The organism is Mucilaginibacter ximonensis (genome assembly GCF_042686265.1).
In the GTDB taxonomy this organism is placed as follows: Bacteria; Bacteroidota; Bacteroidia; order Sphingobacteriales; family Sphingobacteriaceae; genus Mucilaginibacter; species Mucilaginibacter ximonensis.
On sequence record NZ_JBHUPD010000001.1, the window covers coordinates 1,344,536 to 1,359,756 of the forward strand.

The window sequence follows — 15,221 nt, forward strand, 5'->3', positions numbered from 1 at the left end:
TCATGAAAGCAGCAGTAATCCACCAACTCGGGCAAATTCCTCAGTATGAAGAAATTGCCGACCCAATAATCGCAGACAATCAAGTCATCGCCTATGTCAAGGCCGCCTCGATCAAAAATTTGGATAAGTCACTGGCCAAAGGCAGCCATTATGATCACACTTTTCAATTCCCGGCCATCATGGGCGTGGACGGCGTGGTTCAACTCGAGGATGGCAGCCGTGTCTATACCGGCGCCAAGGCGCCTTATGGCATGCTCGCCGAAAAGACGGTGATCCGCCCGGGCTATACCGTGCCTGTACCTGACGGGCTGGATGACGTGACTGCCGCGGCTTTACCAAATCCGGCGGCTTCGGCCTGGATGGCGCTGGCCTGGCGCGGGCAGTTCAAAAAAGGCGATAATGTCCTGATATTGGGGGCCACGGGCGTAACCGGTAAATTGGCTATTCAGATCGCCCGGCATTGGGGTGCAAATAAGATATTTGCCGCCGGCCGTGACGAAAACAAACTAGCTCAATTAAAAACTTTAGGAGCAACCGAAACCATCTCGTTATCGCAACCGGAAGAAGAAATTATAGCCAGCTATCAGCAGATCGCGAAAGAAGTTGATATTGTCATGGACTACCTCTGGGGCCGTCCCGCCGAAATCTTACTGGAGGCGCTGACCGGTCATGACCTGCATGCCGAAGGCAAAGTGACGCGTTATATCCATATCGGCGGTATGGCCGGGCAAACCATTACTTTACCCGGCGCGGTCCTGCGCAGTACCGGCCTCGAACTGGTCGGCTCCGGTGGTGGCAGTATCAGCAAGGAAGCCATGCGCGCTCTTTATACCGACGTCGTGCCTGAAATTTTCCAATTAGCGGCTGAAGGCAAACTCCTCATAGATACCGAGATCATGCCCTTAGCTTCGATCAGCGAAGCCTGGGAAAAAGCCGATGGTAAACGGATCGTAATTCAATGCAGTTAACTAAAGAAGCGCTTTAATTCCGCGGCGACCTGTACAGGATCGCCGCTATTATCTGCGGCCAGATGACCCTGCCTTTTAAACGTCACCAACCTTGCCTGTGGTAGCACTTTTTTCAAATGCGCGATAATAGCTGTTAAAAAGCGCTGGCTTTGAGCGCCCTGCATTAGTAACACCTCCGCACTCAAGTTTTGGGACTGTTCCACCAATTGTTCCGAACCTTGAAGTATGATCAGATCATGCGCAAAAGTCGGCACCAGGTTACGCACCGTAGTTTCGCCCTTCATCATCAGATTGAACGCGGGCGTTAACACCACATAAGGCAAGCGGGTAAACCACGAGGTATCGCCAGTGCCTTTCAATATCGCCGCAAAAGCCCGGCCCAAGTTTGCTTCCGACATCGCGCCGCTATAACTTGAATTTAGTTTTTTATACCATGGCTGCTGCAAAGGAATCGGCGGCTCATATAAGGCTATTTTTTGAATGGACGGCTCCAGCAAAGCCGCTTGCAACGTCAGGATCGCACCGGAACTCAAACCAAAAATATAAGATATGGCTTTAGTCTTTATTAAAGCCAATAAATCATTGGCTTCCGTGAGCCGGTCATCGCTTTCACCATAAGCACCGCTCAAGCCGCGCCCGCGCCGATCCACCACATAAACTGTAAAATCTGCCGACAGCGCTCTGGCCAGTATGGTAAAGCTTAAAGAAGATTGCATCCCCCCATGTACCATTAAGAGGCCAGCCCCTTGCCCGATCTGGCGATAGCCGATGACCGTGCCATCATCCGCCTGCAGTGTTGCTGTGGTAAAACCGGTTAATTCGTTCATTACTTGCTTAGACGATTGCGCAAAGAAAATATTTTAAACGCTATACCTTTTTAATAAATAGCTTGCGGTGAATAACCGAATTGCTTTTTAAAAGCATGGGAGAAATGCGACAGGTTCTCAAAGCCGGCTTCCATATAAATATCACTGGCTTTTCGCTTTTTTTCGGCCAATTGGTAATGCGCCAGTGCCAGCCTTTTTTCCGTCAGCCAGTGTTGCGGTTTGGCGTTAAAGGCTTTTTTGAAGTCCCGCCGGAAAGTGGCCAGGCTGCGCCCGGTCAAATAAGCGAACCGCTCCAGGTTCATATTGAACATATAGTGGCGCTCCATAAAATCCGTCAGGTTGATCTTCCCGGGTTCTGCAAAATCCGCCAGCAAAGCGTCCACCTGTGGGTCGACCGACCGGAGGATACTGATCGCTTCTTCCATTTTAAGGTCCGCGATATTTGACGGCAGGCTTTCCCCCAGGTCAAAGTAAGGGATCAGCGAGGCCAGGCAACTTTCCAGCAAGGGGTGTTTGGAAAAGCTGTAGATCTTTTTCAGCGGTGTCGCCTTGCCGGCCGTTGGATGCCGGGCGTAAAAATCACTAAGCCGCTCCTTGGTCAGGTGCATGGCCACCGCTTTATGCGGTAAGCCATCTTTGGGATAATTGATAATGGTCGCCAATTGGTTACGGGGGATCAAAAAGATATCGCCGGCCGTAAAAATATGCGTGGCATCCGCCTGTATAATTTTCGTTTCACCGGACAGGAACCAAACCAGCATATGGTGTTCAAACATCACTTCGGTTTTAAAGAGTTTACCTTTAAATTCCGAAAGCTTGATATCAGCTGTGATATACTGGGTTACATATTCCATCCTCAAAAATAACAAACGCTTAGTTAACCGGAAACGGTACCCCCGTCATTTGTTCGGTCAAGGCCCATAACTTTTGCGCGTTTTCCGCTGCCACCGAATAGGGCTGTACGCCGCGTAACGAAGCCGGGTCGCTATAATTATGTTCGATATGGCCTTGATCCAGTTCGGCCACCTCCGCATTTTCGCAATAGACACCGCCAATAGCATTCAAAGCAGGGCTGACTGCACACCAAACCGAGGTCGCCGCGCCCTGCGCTACATTTTTCAGCTTGGCCGCTACCTCCGGAAAGATCTCCCCGTTTTCATCATGCGTGCCCATTTGCTGAAATAAAGCCATCGGCGCCACCCGCCCCAGGTCGGTACCGATCACTGATCCCGGATGCACCGCAAAGGCCCGGACCTTAAATTCCTTGCCGCGGTGGTCAAGCTCCACGGTAAATAAATTATTGGCTGTTTTGGATTGCCCGTAACCCTGCAACGTTTCATATTCCCGGCGCAAGAAATTAGGGTCCTCAAAATCAAAAGGAGCCATTTGGTGCCCATAGGAAGATAGGGTTACGACCCTCGCGCCATCTGCTTTTTTCAGCGCCGGCCAAAGTTGTGCGGTTAACTGAAAATGCCCGAAATGATTGGTCGCCAACTGCGATTCATTACCGGCCTTATCCCGCAACAAAGGCACCCACATAATGCCGGCATTATTGATCAGCAAATGCAGTGCATCGTTTTCTGCTAAGAACCGTTGGGCAAAGGCCGCAACCGATCCCGGATCCATCAGGTCCATTTGCTCGATAGACACGTTTTTCACCCCTGCCAGGTTATTTTTGGCTTTAAGGATATCGCGGGCGGGTACCATAATTTTAGCACCTGCGGCTGCCAGGACCTTGACCGTTTCCAGGCCGATCCCGGCGTAGCCGCCGGTGACGATAGCCGTTTTACCAGTCAAATCAATTCCTTTGATCACCTCCTGCGCGGTTGAGGTTATGCCAAATCCGGAATCGAGGGGTTGCTGCAGCGCGCCATTGTAATTGTCGTTTAATTTCATCTTATTATTTTTTAGACAAAATTAGCGCCCGGAACATCCAGGCGTTTTGTTTAAAACGTCAATTTACTTTGTTTAAAGCGTCAAATGGTCTCTATTTGCTTTGCCTGATCACCGAAAAGATATGGTAGCCAATGCCTAAAGCAATAGCTATGATGGCTTTTGTAAGCGGTAGTTCGCCAGAGCCGACCAGTTGTTTAGTGCCGATCACAAATAGCGGAACATATAAAAGCAGACCGGTTACTACACCCGGCGAATAGGCTTTCAACTTAAAGACGCCCCATAAATGAAACAGTGCATTGGCTGCGGCGATGGCGGCGTTATAATACCAAAAAGTATAGCCCAGGGCGGTATTGCCAAAATACAGCGCCAGCGCGCAGACAAACATCATCAGGGTATTGATCCAGACAAGAAACCCGGTATTATTTTTCTTTTCGGTTTTGGGCGGCATGAGCCGGGCGTACCAGTCGGCAAAACCACCAGGCACTAAAAATTCTTCGGTCACGTGCAGCATCACGGCTGCGGTTAATAAAATAGCTAAGGTTGAAAAAGTGATGTTCATGATTATAGGTTGTTTAAATAAGTGTTTACTTGGTTGGCTTTCCCGATCATAGCGATATGGCCATCGGGACGGATCAATACGACGCCGGAATTAACGCCATAGCTTACCCGGACAGCTTCTTCGGCAGGAATGACCTTGACACGGTCAGTGTTTGGCATTTCTGTATTAAAAACCAATAGTTTCCATTCCGTGCCGCGCAATTGGTCAGACAGCCAAGTACCATTGTTTAATTGTACATCAGGTGCACGGTCGCCGGCTAGTAAGCAGGTGCTTGTTTGGCTACCAGCGTTTAGAGAACTACCGCGGTAATTCAGATTCAACTGTGTAGTATCAGTGGTGCCCAGCGTTTCCATACCGCTTTTACCACTGGCAGCACCAGCCATCATCACTTTTTGCCGTTGTGAGGTGGTTTCCAGCAGCCAGTCCGCGATTGGGATGCGTTCTTCGCCATAGGTATTCAATAATTGGTCAGTTGCTTCGCCATTAATAACGGTTGCGAGTTTCCAACCCAGGTTATACGCATCCTGGATACCCGTATTCATGCCCATACCACCGGCTATCGAATGTACATGGCCCGCGTCGCCCGCGATAAAAGCATTACCCACCCGGTAAGTTTCGGCGCGGCGCACATTCACGCGGTAGATGGACTGCCAGGTACTATTAGTAAAGGTCACCCCTTCCATTTGGGTACGTTCTTTAAAAATTCTGTTAAAACCCTCTAAACTTGGCGTTGGTACAATGCCATCCTTCTCGGCCGGCATTACCGCCTGTAATTGCCATTGGTTACTGTTCTTGAACGGGAATAAAGCCATCGCGATCCCATAAACCGGGCTCAGCCAGTTATACCAGGCATCTGGTGTCAGGCCTTCCACTTCGACATCGCCTACCCACATGGTTTCCTCCTGGTGCGTTTCGCCCACAAATTGAATACCCAGTTTTTTACGGGTGGTGCTTTTACCGCCATCGCAAGCCACCATATACGTAGCATTCAGTTCCTCGCTCCAATTGGGATTTTCCAATTTGCAGATAATACCTTTCTCAATTTGTTTGAAATCAACCAGTTCGGTCGCCCATTCGATACGGCCGCCTAGTGCTTCCAGTTTTGCGCGCAAAGCTCTTTCCACCGCAGGCTGCGGCAACAACAAAGTTTTTGGAAAACGGGTATCGTTTCGCGGAAAGCCCGTGCGTGGCGTTTCGCCTAAGAACTGGTTGCCGGCATATTTACGAAAAGGTAATTCGGTGGTGCCTACCGCCAGCAACTCCTCGGCAATACCCAAATCATTTAAGATTTCCAGGCTGCGGGGTTGCAAAGCTTTGGCCCTTGATCCCTGTGATGCCACAGGTGAGCGTTCGATAATTCGATAAGAAACATGCCGGCGGGCCAGTTCGCAGGCTAAAGTCATCCCTACCGGGCCGGCGCCAATAATTAAGACTTGTGTGTGGTTCATCGCTTTGATCTTTTTGTTGGGACAAAATTACCAGCGATCAACAGGGGCCAGCGATAACAATTGTTAATTAATCACTTGCGGTTACGGATACGGCTCAGCGATACCGAAGTGATCCCCAGAAAAGAAGCGATATAATGCTGCGGGATACGCCGGATGATCTCCGGCTGATGTTCCAACAGTTCCTTATACCTTTTTTCGGGGCTGTCCTTAATATGGGCGACAAACAGCTTATGAAAACTCTTCAGGCGCTCTTCGATATAATGCACGTAAGACGCCCGGGCCAAAGGATTATTTTCCTGCGCGTTTTTAAACCGTTCCATCGGCACGCTATAAACCACGGCCGGTTCCAGCGTTTCAATACTATACCAGCTCACCTCACCCGAGGTTATTGTTTCAAAAGACGAGGCAAAACTCCCTTCAAACAAAAATTGGAAGGTCACATCCACCCCATCATTATTGAACCAGCAGCGACAGCAACCCTGATCAATAAAAAACATCTTTTTGGCCACCGCGCCCTCTTTCACCAACAGCGTTTTCGCCGGCAGTTCTTCGCGGGTATAATGCGTTTTGATACGTTCGATAAAATCGGCGGCTTCAGGCATCAACAAATATAATGAATTGTACTACTTTATACCACCACCCGGAAAGTCAGATTAACGCGGGCTTTCATGGGCTTGGTGGATTTGGCGATCCGGTGCTCCCAATGTTCTTGCAGCCCGGCTTTCATTAACAAAAAGGAACCATGCTCCAGTTTGACTGAATAATGTTCGCTATGATCGGCTTTATTGCGGATATCAAAGCTCCGCACCTGCCCAAAACTCACCGACGCAATAATGGGGTTTTTACCCAGTACGCTCTCCCGGTCGCTATGCCAGGCCACGGAATCATTACCATCGCGATAGTAATTCAATAAGACACTATTAAAAGTAATGCCCGACAGCGGTTCCACCAGTGATTTAATAGACAGCAGCTCTGGCGTCCAGGGATTCGGATTAGAAATCTTACCCGATACCGAATAATCCGTCCCGACATCGCCATGCCATGAGGTAAGTCGTGGCGTTAAATATTCCTTGTCCCACATCTTCTGCGTGCTTTGCTTCCAGGGTATCGTCGCGATAAAATGTTCCAATAAACCATCATCATCAATAAAACCAGGCCTGTATTCCAATAATTCAGTAGGTAATCCTTTACTCTGCCCCGCTTCCGCGAAAAAACTCAACTGCTCCATAACACCTCCATATTATGCTGAATAAACTTCCCCAGTTGCTCCTGCTCCGCCACCGTCAGTTCTTCCCCATCATAAATCCAATAACCTTGCTCATCAAACAAAATCCGGCCCAAATATTCTTGTTCATAAGCCTTATGCAGCTCATAAACTAACGTCGCGTCTTTGCAGTTCGTGTCCAAAACCACATTAACGACTTCATCAGGGCCATATTTTCGTTTCAACCAGGCATTCACAAAACAAATGTAAAAATAATTTGCAAAATGCTAAAAATATTAGCATAAATTTGTTGCGATGGCGCTTGCAAAAAAAGATATCGTGGAAAGGCTGCAAAAGGAGATTTTGCAATGGGAAGGTTATAAGCCGCCTGTAGCTGGCCAGCGGGATCAATTGGGCTTAGGGCCATTGGAAAATGCTTTTCCGAATAGGGTGTTTCCGCAACATGGAGTGCATGAACTGGTTTGCGCTAATGCCGAGCAAGCTGCTGCCTCTGGTGGTTTAGTGACCGGGATATTATCTATGTTGATGCAAAATGGCGGGGTTTGTGTGTGGATCGGCAGAGCGAGGCGCTTGTTTGCGCCTGCGTTGGCGGCTTTTGGGGTAGCGCCGCACCAGGTCATTTTTATCAGTTTGCATAAAGATAAGGACACGCTGTGGGTGATGGAAGAGGCGTTGAAGTGTTCAGGTTTAACGGCGGTGGTTTGTGAACTGCGGGAAATGGATTTTAAACAATCGCGGCGTTTTCAGTTAGCCGTGGAAAATAGCCGGGTGACGGGTTTTGTGTTGCGGAATGCGGGTAAACTGGCTTCGACCGCATGTGCGGCACGTTGGCAGGTGAAGTCTTTGCCAAGTACGGATTTAAACGGCTTGCCAGGTTTGGGCTTTTTACGCTGGCAAGTGGACTTGCTCAAAGTGCGTAACGGGCATACGGGTAGCTGGCAATTGGAATGGCAAGACGGGCGATTTATGCCTGGTGAAGAAAATTTGATTGTAGAAGAAAGGCAGGTGGGTTGAGGTATGCAGCGGCGTTTTATGGCGATCTGGTTCCGGCACTTGCTGACGGACGGGCTGGCGCGGCGGCGGCCCGAATTAAAAGAGCTGCCTTTTGTATTAGCCGCTCCTGTTAAAAATAAGATTATCATCACCGCTTCCAGCCTTGCTGCTGAACGCGAAGGTGCTTTTGTGGGTATGGCGGTGGCGGATGCTAGAGCGGCGGTGCCGGAGTTATTGGTGATTGATGCTATTCCTGATCAAGCGGCGAAACTGCTTAGATTGATTGGCTTGGGTTGTATTCGTTATACGCCTATTGTTTCCTTAGATCGTGATGGCTTGCTGCTGGATATTTCGGGTTGCGCGCATTTATGGGGCGGGGAACGGGAATATTTGAAGGAAATCGTATTGAAGCTACGCGCGGCAGGTTTTGATGCCCGCGCGGCCATTGCCGATACGCCCGGCACGGCCTGGGCGGTGGCACGGTTTGCAGCCCGCCATCCAATCATTGCTTCCGACCAACAAGTTGCAGCGATAAGTAATTTGCCACCAGTGGCTTTGCGTTTGGAACCTGAAGTCTTAGAACGTTTGCAAAAGTTAGGTTTTCGGAGCATCGGGCCATTATTAGCTATCGCACCACAAAGTTTGAGGCGGCGTTTTGGTACTCATCTTTTATTACGTATTGATCAGGCTTTAGGCCGGGTGGAAGAATATTTAGAGGTACTGGTTCCTCCGGTACCTTATACCGAACGATTGCCGTCATTAGAACCGATACGAACCGTACCGGGTATTGAGATTGCCATTGAGAAACTATTGGAAATGCTTTGCCTGCGTTTGCAAGGTGATGGCTTGGGTGTACGCAGAGCGATCTTGAAATGCCATCGTATAGATGGTAAAAAAGTACAGGTCGGTATTACCACCACCAAAGGTTCGCATAGTGTTTCGCATTTGATGCGGCTTTTTAGATTACAGATTGACAAGATCGAACCTGCTTTAGGTATTGAACTGTTTGTGCTGGAAGCCCCGCGTACCGAAGAAATGGAAGTGGTGCAGGAACAGCTTTGGGCCGAAAGTAAAGGTCTGGGCGATACTTCGCTCGCGGAATTGCTGGACCGTATTGCCGGCAAGGTGGGCGCTAATGCCATTCAGCGCTTTTTGCCCTCAGAAAATCATTGGCCCGAACGCTCGGTGAAACTGGCGGGCTCGTTAACCGAACAGCCCGAAACGGCCTGGCCGGAATTGCCCCGCCCTATTCGTCTCTTAAATGAGCCGGAAAGCATTGAGGTCATGGCGCTGGTGCCCGATCATCCGCCCAAAGTATTTGTCCATAAAGGTAAGCGGCATACGGTCACTAAAGCCGATGGACCCGAGCGTATCGGGCGGGAATGGTGGCAGGATCATGGGCAGCACCGGGATTATTATGTGGTCGAAGATAGCGAGGGCTGCCGGTATTGGGTTTTTCGTTCGGGGCATTATGACGGCGGCGATGCCCGCTGGTATTTACATGGATATTTCGCATGACGTACGCCGAACTACAGGTAACGTCCAATTTTAGCTTCCTGCGCGGCGGCTCGCATCCGCATGAACTGGTGGAGCAGGCAGCGGCATTATGTTATTCGGCTATCGCCATTACTGATCGTAATTCTTTAGCGGGTATTGTACGGGCACATATGGCGGCTAAACCTTTAAATATTCAATTTATACCGGCTTGCCGGTTGGACTTAATGGACGGCACCAGTTTACTGGCTTATCCGACTGATATTATGGCTTACGGCCGCTTGTCCGCCTTATTGACCTTAGGTAATAAACGAACCGAAAAAGGTAAATGCGAACTCTATAAAAAAGATGTTTATGACCACGCTCAAAACATATTGTTTGTTGCAGTAGCGCCAGAAAAATTGAATAAACGGTTTGAATTTGAAGCTGCATTTTTAAATGATTTGAAAGAATACCGCCAGCGTTTCGGGCGGGCTTTATATGTCGCGGCTTCGTTTAATTACCAGGGACAGGATGCCAAACGGCTTTTTAGGTTAGTTGAAACCGGCGTGCCTTTGGTGGCAACAGGTGATGTGCATTACCATACCTCCGAACGCAGAGAATTACAAGATATTTTAACGTGCATACGCGAGAAATGTACCATTCATAACGCAGGCTTTAAACTACATCCTAATGCCGAACGGCATTTAAAAGAACTGAGCGAAATTGACCGGTTATTTAGCCGATACCCGGAGGCTTTGGCCAATGCCAATGCCATCGCTAACTCCTGTATTTTTTCGCTGGATGAACTCAAATACCTGACACCGGAAGAACAATTGGTGGATGGCTTAACCTCCCAACAGCGAGTGGCGAAACTCGCCTGGGATGGTGCCAAGGAACGTTTCGGCGACCCGGTGCCGGAAAAACACCGCCAGCAGATCGAGTTTGAACTGGCTTTTATTGAAAAAAGAAAATTAGCCTGGTATTTTCTGCGGGTGTATCATTATACCCAAAAAGCGGAAGAGCTGGGTATTTTGCATCAAGGGCGCGGTTCGGCGGCGAACTCAACGGTTTGTTTTTGTTTAGGCATTACGGCGGTTAACCCGGCGAAATCCCGCTTATTATTTTCCCGTTTTATGTCCGATGCCCGTGACGAGTGGCCGGATATCGATGTGGATTTTGAGCATGAACGGCGGGAAGAGATTATCCAGTTTATTTATAACGACTATGGGCGGCATCGCGCGGCGATCGTAGCGACGGTTACGCAGGAACGGCATAAAGGCGCTATACGGGATGTGGGTAAAGCGATGGGGCTGTCGGAAGATACCATTAAACGAATTGGCGGAACGATCTGGAGCTTTAGCGAGGAGGGCTTTGATGAAGTGCGGTTGCGGGAACAGGGCTTAAATCCTAAAGACCCCTTAATATTAAAAGTCTTGCAATTGACCAGTGAGCTTATCGGTTTCCCGCGACAGTTGGGGCAGCATACTGGCGGCTTTGTGATCACGGAAGGATTATTATCAGACCTTTGCCCGGTATTGAATGCCCGGATGGTGGACCGCACACAGGTGGAATGGAATAAGGATGACCTGGAAGACCTGCAAATCCTAAAGGTGGATGTATTAGGTTTAGGGATGCTGACCATGATACGCAAAGCTTTTGACCTGGTATTGAAACACTATGGCCGGCAATTGACTTTAGCCAATGTTCCGCAGGATGACCCGCTGGTCTATGATATGATCTGCAAAGCCGATACCATCGGTGTCTTTCAAATTGAAAGCCGGGCGCAGATGTCCATGCTACCGCGCTTAAAACCACGCGAGTTTTATGACCTGGTGATCGAAGTAGCGATCGTACGGCCCGGGCCGATACAAGGTGATATGGTACACCCCTATTTGCGCAGGCGCAATAAGGAAGAACTGCCCGAATATCCTAAACCCGAACTGGAAGAAATCCTAAGCCGGACATTAGGTGTTCCGCTTTTTCAAGAGCAAGCGATGGAAATTGCCATTGTCGCGGGCGGCTTTACCCCGGCTGAGGCTGACCAGTTACGCAGGAGCATGGCTTCGTTTAAAGCCAATGGCAAGCTGCATTTATATGAAAAGAAGCTAGTGGAAGGCATGATGGCCCGTGGTTACGAAGAAGATTTCTCGCGGCGTATTTTTAAACAACTCCAAGGTTTCGAAGGCTACGGCTTTCCCGAGAGTCACGCCGCTTCTTTTGCCCTCCTGGTTTATATCTCCTCCTGGCTGAAATGCCATTATCCCGATGTCTTCTGCGCGGCGCTCTTAAATAGCCAGCCGATGGGTTTTTACCAACCCGCCCAGATCGTGCAAGATGCCAAGAATCATGACGTGCAGGTCTTAGCCGCTGACGTCAACTATTCCGAATGGGATAATATTCTGGAACAAAAGAATGGGCAATATTATGCTGTGCGCTTAGGCTTTAGGCAAATCAAAGGCTTGCGGGAAGAAGATATGCTAACGCTCACAACCATGCGGAATAACGGCTATCATCATGTAGACGAATTACGGACAGCAGGTGTACCCGAGGCCGCCTTAGAAAAGTTAGCCGATGCTGATGCGTTCCGCTCTATAGGTGCTGACCGGCGCACAGCGCTTTGGGAAGTGTCCGCTTTAGCTGACCACCCTATTGCGCTTTTTGATGGACAGGTTTCCGAAACCGTGTTGGAAGCTGCCGTACCCCTGCCGCTCATGACCCGTGGCGAGCATGTCGTACAGGATTATATTTCCACCGGGCTGTCGCTTAAAGATCACCCTGTCGGCTTGGTGCGTACGCAATTGGCACGCCTGCGCAATGTCCGCGTCAGTGATTTAACTAAGTATAAAGACGGCGACTTTGTTTGTTTAGCCGGGCTGATTACCGTCCGTCAGCGGCCCGGTACGGCCAAAGGCGTACTCTTTATGACCCTCGAAGATGAAACAGGTTCGGCTAACCTGGTGGTCTGGCAGCAACTTTTTGATACCTATCGTAAAGAAATTGTCCAATCTAAATTATTAATGGTTATGGGCAAACTACAGATCGCTAATGGCGTAACGCATTTGGTGGTGCGCAAATGCTTTAACCTGAGTGCACTCTTTCGCAGCCTGACCGAAACCGAGCTGCCGCAAACGCTGATGCGGGGTGATGAAACGACCCAGCCGGTCAATTATGATGGCAGGTCCGGTAGCCAAGCAGAAGCCGCGATCCACAAAGGGCGGAATTTTCATTGATTATTTTTATTTTTACTTGATGACCGGATTTCGTTTCCTGCCCGTGGCACCACTGCCTGTACTCGCACCCTATGTCGCGAAGATGTATGTGTTCGAGAGTGGCGGCCGTTTGCCCGAAGCGGACCGGAAACTGATCGTTCCCAATGCCAACCTGAAGCTGACGCTGACCTACAGCAACGGTATTGCCGCCACGATCGCCGGCCAAACCTACCGGCAGGCAGAACACCAACTGAGCCTGACCGGCCTGATCGATACCCCGGTGAACTTGGACCCGACCGAAGACCGGTCCACCGGCACGATCATCATCGAGTTTTACCCGCTGGGCGCTTACCGCTTTTTTAAACTGCCCTATGGCGAGCTGCAAAACCAGATCCTTGACCTGCAGGCACTGCTCGGCCCCGTAGTACGAACACTGCAGGAACAATTAGGCGAGACAGAAACGCCTGAGCAAAAGCTGGAACTGCTGCAAGCCTTTTTACTGTACCGGCTTTCCCAAACCACGGCCGACCCCATTTTTGATTATTGCATGGGCAAGATCACCGCGACCAACGGGCTCATCAGCGTAAGCCAGCTCGAAAAAGAGACCGGTTACAGCAGCCGCTGGCTCCATAATAAGTTCAGCAACCATTTGGGCACCGGGCCCAAGAACCTGGCTGAACTGCTGCGTTTCAAACAGGTGTACCAGGCTTATACCCTGGATAACCAGGTCAAAGAAAATATCTATCAATATTACCACGACCAAAGCCATTTCCTGAAAGCCTTTAAACGCTTTACCGGCGCCACCCCTACTGCGTTGCGCGAAGACAACGAACTCGCCGCCAGGCATTACCGCGCCTGACTTCCGATTTTTACAATACCCGCAGTTTTAGCTTGCCCATCTTTGACAAAAAAAGAAGATGAGCCAGATCAATTTCAGCAATCATTCCTCCGTCATCGTTCCGCGCAGCGAGCGGGAAAGCATCCGCGCCTTTTATATCGGCACCCTGGGCGGCCAATTGACCCGCGAAGACCCCGACCGCGATATCCTGCGCCTGGGCGATAACTTTTATATCGCTTTTCTTTATGGTGACGTGCCTAACGTCAACGACATTGGTCGGCAAGCACGTTTTCTCTGGCTGGAACTCCGGTCGGATGAAGTACCGGCCATGACCGAAAAGATCCTGGCGGCGGGTGTACTTAAACTGGACATCCCCGATCCGCATCTTTATTTCCAGGCGCCCGGCGGGCAGGTCTGGCGGCTGGTAGGCACTGATGAGGATATGTCCTTTTATGAAGGCCGCGGTGATGGCCCTGATGTGAACAAAGTCAAACAAGCAATCAACAGTAAATAAAATGGAAACACAAAATTTCAACATTAGGATCGATGTGCCGCTGCCAGCGGCGGAGATCATGAACAAGATCGCCAATGTACCCGCTTGGTGGGGCGTGGGTTTTGAGGGCAAAGCTGACCAACAGGGCGACCAATTCGTCATCAAAATGGGCCCCGAAGCCTATTTCAACTGTACCGTCAGCGAAGTAGTACCCGGCAAAAAATTAGTCTGGACGGTAGACGAATGCTTTATGCCCTGGTATACCGACAAAACCGAATGGACCGGTACCAAAATGATCTTTGACCTGGAAGAGCAGGCTAAGCAAACTAATCTTACTTTTACGCATGAAGGGCTAACACCGCAATCAGAATGTTATAAAGATTGCAAACCGGGCTGGACGCATTGGATCAGCCGCAGTTTAATGTCCTATTTAACAACGGGTAAAGGAGACTTTCAGCAGCGATGAATTTGAGTTTTACCATCGGCACGAATACCTCACCGGACGAGGTGTTCGCTGCCTTATTGAACGTTGTCAAATGGTGGGGATTCCAAGACCTGGAAGGCCGGAGTCTGGCTTTAGGGGACAGCTTTACCATCACCCATCCCGGCACGCATTATTCCAAACAAGTCGTAACGGGATTCGATCCGGGTAAACGGCTCGTTTGGTCGATCACCGAAAGCCGCATGCCCTGGCTGAAAAACCAGCAGGAATGGACCGGTACCCGGCTCGTCTTTGAGTTGCTTCCCGGCCAGCTTCGTTTTACGCACGAAGGCTTAACCCCCGACAAAGAATGTTATGCCCGTGTCAGCGAAGGCTGGCGCGAAGTGATCGGCACCAATTTTTTGAACTATGTCGAAAAACAACAGATCCGCACAACTTATCAGCTCCAGGTCGACTTTAGGCAACCCTCCGCCCAGGTTTTCAAATCTATTTGTGACCCCGGTCGCTGGTGGCCTGAGGACATGGAAGGTATTGCCCAAGCCCTTAACGACGAATTTATATTCAAAAGCGGTGATGCGCATTTTTCAAAAAATATAGTCACCGAATTTATCCGGGATCAAAAAGTGGTTTGGCTAACCACCGAAAGCCGCCGCGGCCAGGATGATTTTGACTGGAGCGGCACCCGCTTTATTTTTGAACTCCTACCCGACGGCGAACACTGCAACCTGCATTTCACCTATGACGGCTGGGTACTGGAAAGTGAGGAGCAGCGGCTACGGGAGCTTTGCGACCAAACGCTCAGACAAGCCCTGGTACAAGCCGCAGGTTAAAACAATAAAAAAATTTG

The 15,221-nt window shown here is 49.8% G+C and carries 16 protein-coding genes; 8 read left to right on the top strand and 8 right to left on the bottom strand.

What is annotated here, in order from left to right:
• Positions 1 to 2 precede the first annotated feature (2 nt).
• On the top strand, positions 3 to 968 hold the full coding sequence (locus tag ACFS5N_RS06055; RefSeq protein WP_377183275.1) for a quinone oxidoreductase family protein: 966 nt from the start codon (positions 3 to 5) through the stop codon (positions 966 to 968).
• Here ACFS5N_RS06055 and ACFS5N_RS06060 read toward each other — a convergent pair.
• From ACFS5N_RS06060 to ACFS5N_RS06095, 8 genes are all read right to left on the bottom strand, one after another.
• Positions 965 to 1,795 (bottom strand): alpha/beta fold hydrolase, encoded by an 831-nt coding sequence (locus ACFS5N_RS06060; RefSeq protein ID WP_377183277.1) that lies wholly within the window; start codon positions 1,793 to 1,795, stop codon positions 965 to 967. The two genes, ACFS5N_RS06055 and ACFS5N_RS06060, sit on opposite strands and share 4 nt — an antisense overlap.
• Before the next feature lie 50 nt (positions 1,796 to 1,845).
• Positions 1,846 to 2,649, bottom strand: a complete 804-nt coding sequence (locus tag ACFS5N_RS06065) for a helix-turn-helix domain-containing protein (RefSeq protein ID WP_377183279.1) — start codon at positions 2,647 to 2,649, stop codon at positions 1,846 to 1,848.
• Positions 2,650 to 2,668: 19 nt separating this feature from the next.
• Positions 2,669 to 3,691: an SDR family NAD(P)-dependent oxidoreductase gene (locus tag ACFS5N_RS06070; protein WP_377183281.1), complete on the bottom strand. Its 1,023-nt coding sequence runs from the start codon at positions 3,689 to 3,691 to the stop codon at positions 2,669 to 2,671.
• Positions 3,692 to 3,782: 91 nt separating this feature from the next.
• Positions 3,783 to 4,250 carry an HXXEE domain-containing protein gene (locus ACFS5N_RS06075; RefSeq protein WP_377183283.1) on the bottom strand — a complete coding sequence of 156 codons (468 nt, stop codon included), beginning with the start codon at positions 4,248 to 4,250 and terminating at the stop codon, positions 3,783 to 3,785.
• 2 nt (positions 4,251 to 4,252) lie between these two features.
• Positions 4,253 to 5,698 carry an FAD-dependent monooxygenase gene (locus tag ACFS5N_RS06080; RefSeq protein WP_377183286.1) on the bottom strand — a complete coding sequence of 482 codons (1,446 nt, stop codon included), beginning with the start codon at positions 5,696 to 5,698 and terminating at the stop codon, positions 4,253 to 4,255.
• A 71-nt stretch (positions 5,699 to 5,769) separates the two neighbouring features.
• A complete protein-coding gene (locus ACFS5N_RS06085) occupies positions 5,770 to 6,300 on the bottom strand; it encodes a Crp/Fnr family transcriptional regulator (RefSeq protein WP_377183288.1) in 531 nt (176 codons plus the stop codon).
• Positions 6,301 to 6,326: 26 nt separating this feature from the next.
• The gene (locus tag ACFS5N_RS06090; RefSeq protein WP_377183290.1) at positions 6,327 to 6,926 is read right to left on the bottom strand and encodes an alpha-ketoglutarate-dependent dioxygenase AlkB family protein; all 600 of its coding nucleotides are present in this window, start codon (positions 6,924 to 6,926) and stop codon (positions 6,327 to 6,329) included.
• Complete coding sequence (locus ACFS5N_RS06095; protein ID WP_377183292.1) at positions 6,914 to 7,105, bottom strand: hypothetical protein; 192 nt, start codon at positions 7,103 to 7,105, stop codon at positions 6,914 to 6,916. Before ACFS5N_RS06095 ends, ACFS5N_RS06090 begins: the two co-directional genes overlap by 13 nt.
• 112 nt (positions 7,106 to 7,217) lie before the next feature.
• Here ACFS5N_RS06095 and ACFS5N_RS06100 point away from each other — a divergent pair, with 112 nt between their 5' ends.
• The 7 genes from ACFS5N_RS06100 to ACFS5N_RS06130 all read left to right on the top strand — a co-directional run bounded on the left by ACFS5N_RS06100 (position 7,218) and on the right by ACFS5N_RS06130 (position 15,204).
• Positions 7,218 to 7,937, top strand: coding sequence for an ImuA family protein (locus tag ACFS5N_RS06100; protein WP_377183294.1), 720 nt, complete (start codon positions 7,218 to 7,220; stop codon positions 7,935 to 7,937).
• Positions 7,938 to 7,955: 18 nt separating this feature from the next.
• Positions 7,956 to 9,434 (top strand): Y-family DNA polymerase, encoded by a 1,479-nt coding sequence (locus ACFS5N_RS06105; RefSeq protein WP_377183296.1) that lies wholly within the window; start codon positions 7,956 to 7,958, stop codon positions 9,432 to 9,434.
• Positions 9,431 to 12,622, top strand: coding sequence for an error-prone DNA polymerase (locus tag ACFS5N_RS06110; protein WP_377183298.1), 3,192 nt, complete (start codon positions 9,431 to 9,433; stop codon positions 12,620 to 12,622). Before ACFS5N_RS06105 ends, ACFS5N_RS06110 begins: the two co-directional genes overlap by 4 nt.
• The gene (locus ACFS5N_RS06115; RefSeq protein ID WP_377183300.1) at positions 12,561 to 13,460 is read left to right on the top strand and encodes a helix-turn-helix domain-containing protein; all 900 of its coding nucleotides are present in this window, start codon (positions 12,561 to 12,563) and stop codon (positions 13,458 to 13,460) included. The genes ACFS5N_RS06110 and ACFS5N_RS06115 overlap by 62 nt, the downstream gene beginning before the upstream one ends.
• Before the next feature lie 58 nt (positions 13,461 to 13,518).
• The gene (locus ACFS5N_RS06120) at positions 13,519 to 13,953 is read left to right on the top strand and encodes a VOC family protein (protein WP_377183302.1); all 435 of its coding nucleotides are present in this window, start codon (positions 13,519 to 13,521) and stop codon (positions 13,951 to 13,953) included.
• Position 13,954: 1 nt separating this feature from the next.
• The gene (locus ACFS5N_RS06125; RefSeq protein WP_377183304.1) at positions 13,955 to 14,398 is read left to right on the top strand and encodes an SRPBCC family protein; all 444 of its coding nucleotides are present in this window, start codon (positions 13,955 to 13,957) and stop codon (positions 14,396 to 14,398) included.
• Between the two features lie 218 nt (positions 14,399 to 14,616).
• Positions 14,617 to 15,204: a hypothetical protein gene (locus ACFS5N_RS06130; protein WP_377183306.1), complete on the top strand. Its 588-nt coding sequence runs from the start codon at positions 14,617 to 14,619 to the stop codon at positions 15,202 to 15,204.
• Positions 15,205 to 15,221: the final 17 nt, after the last annotated feature.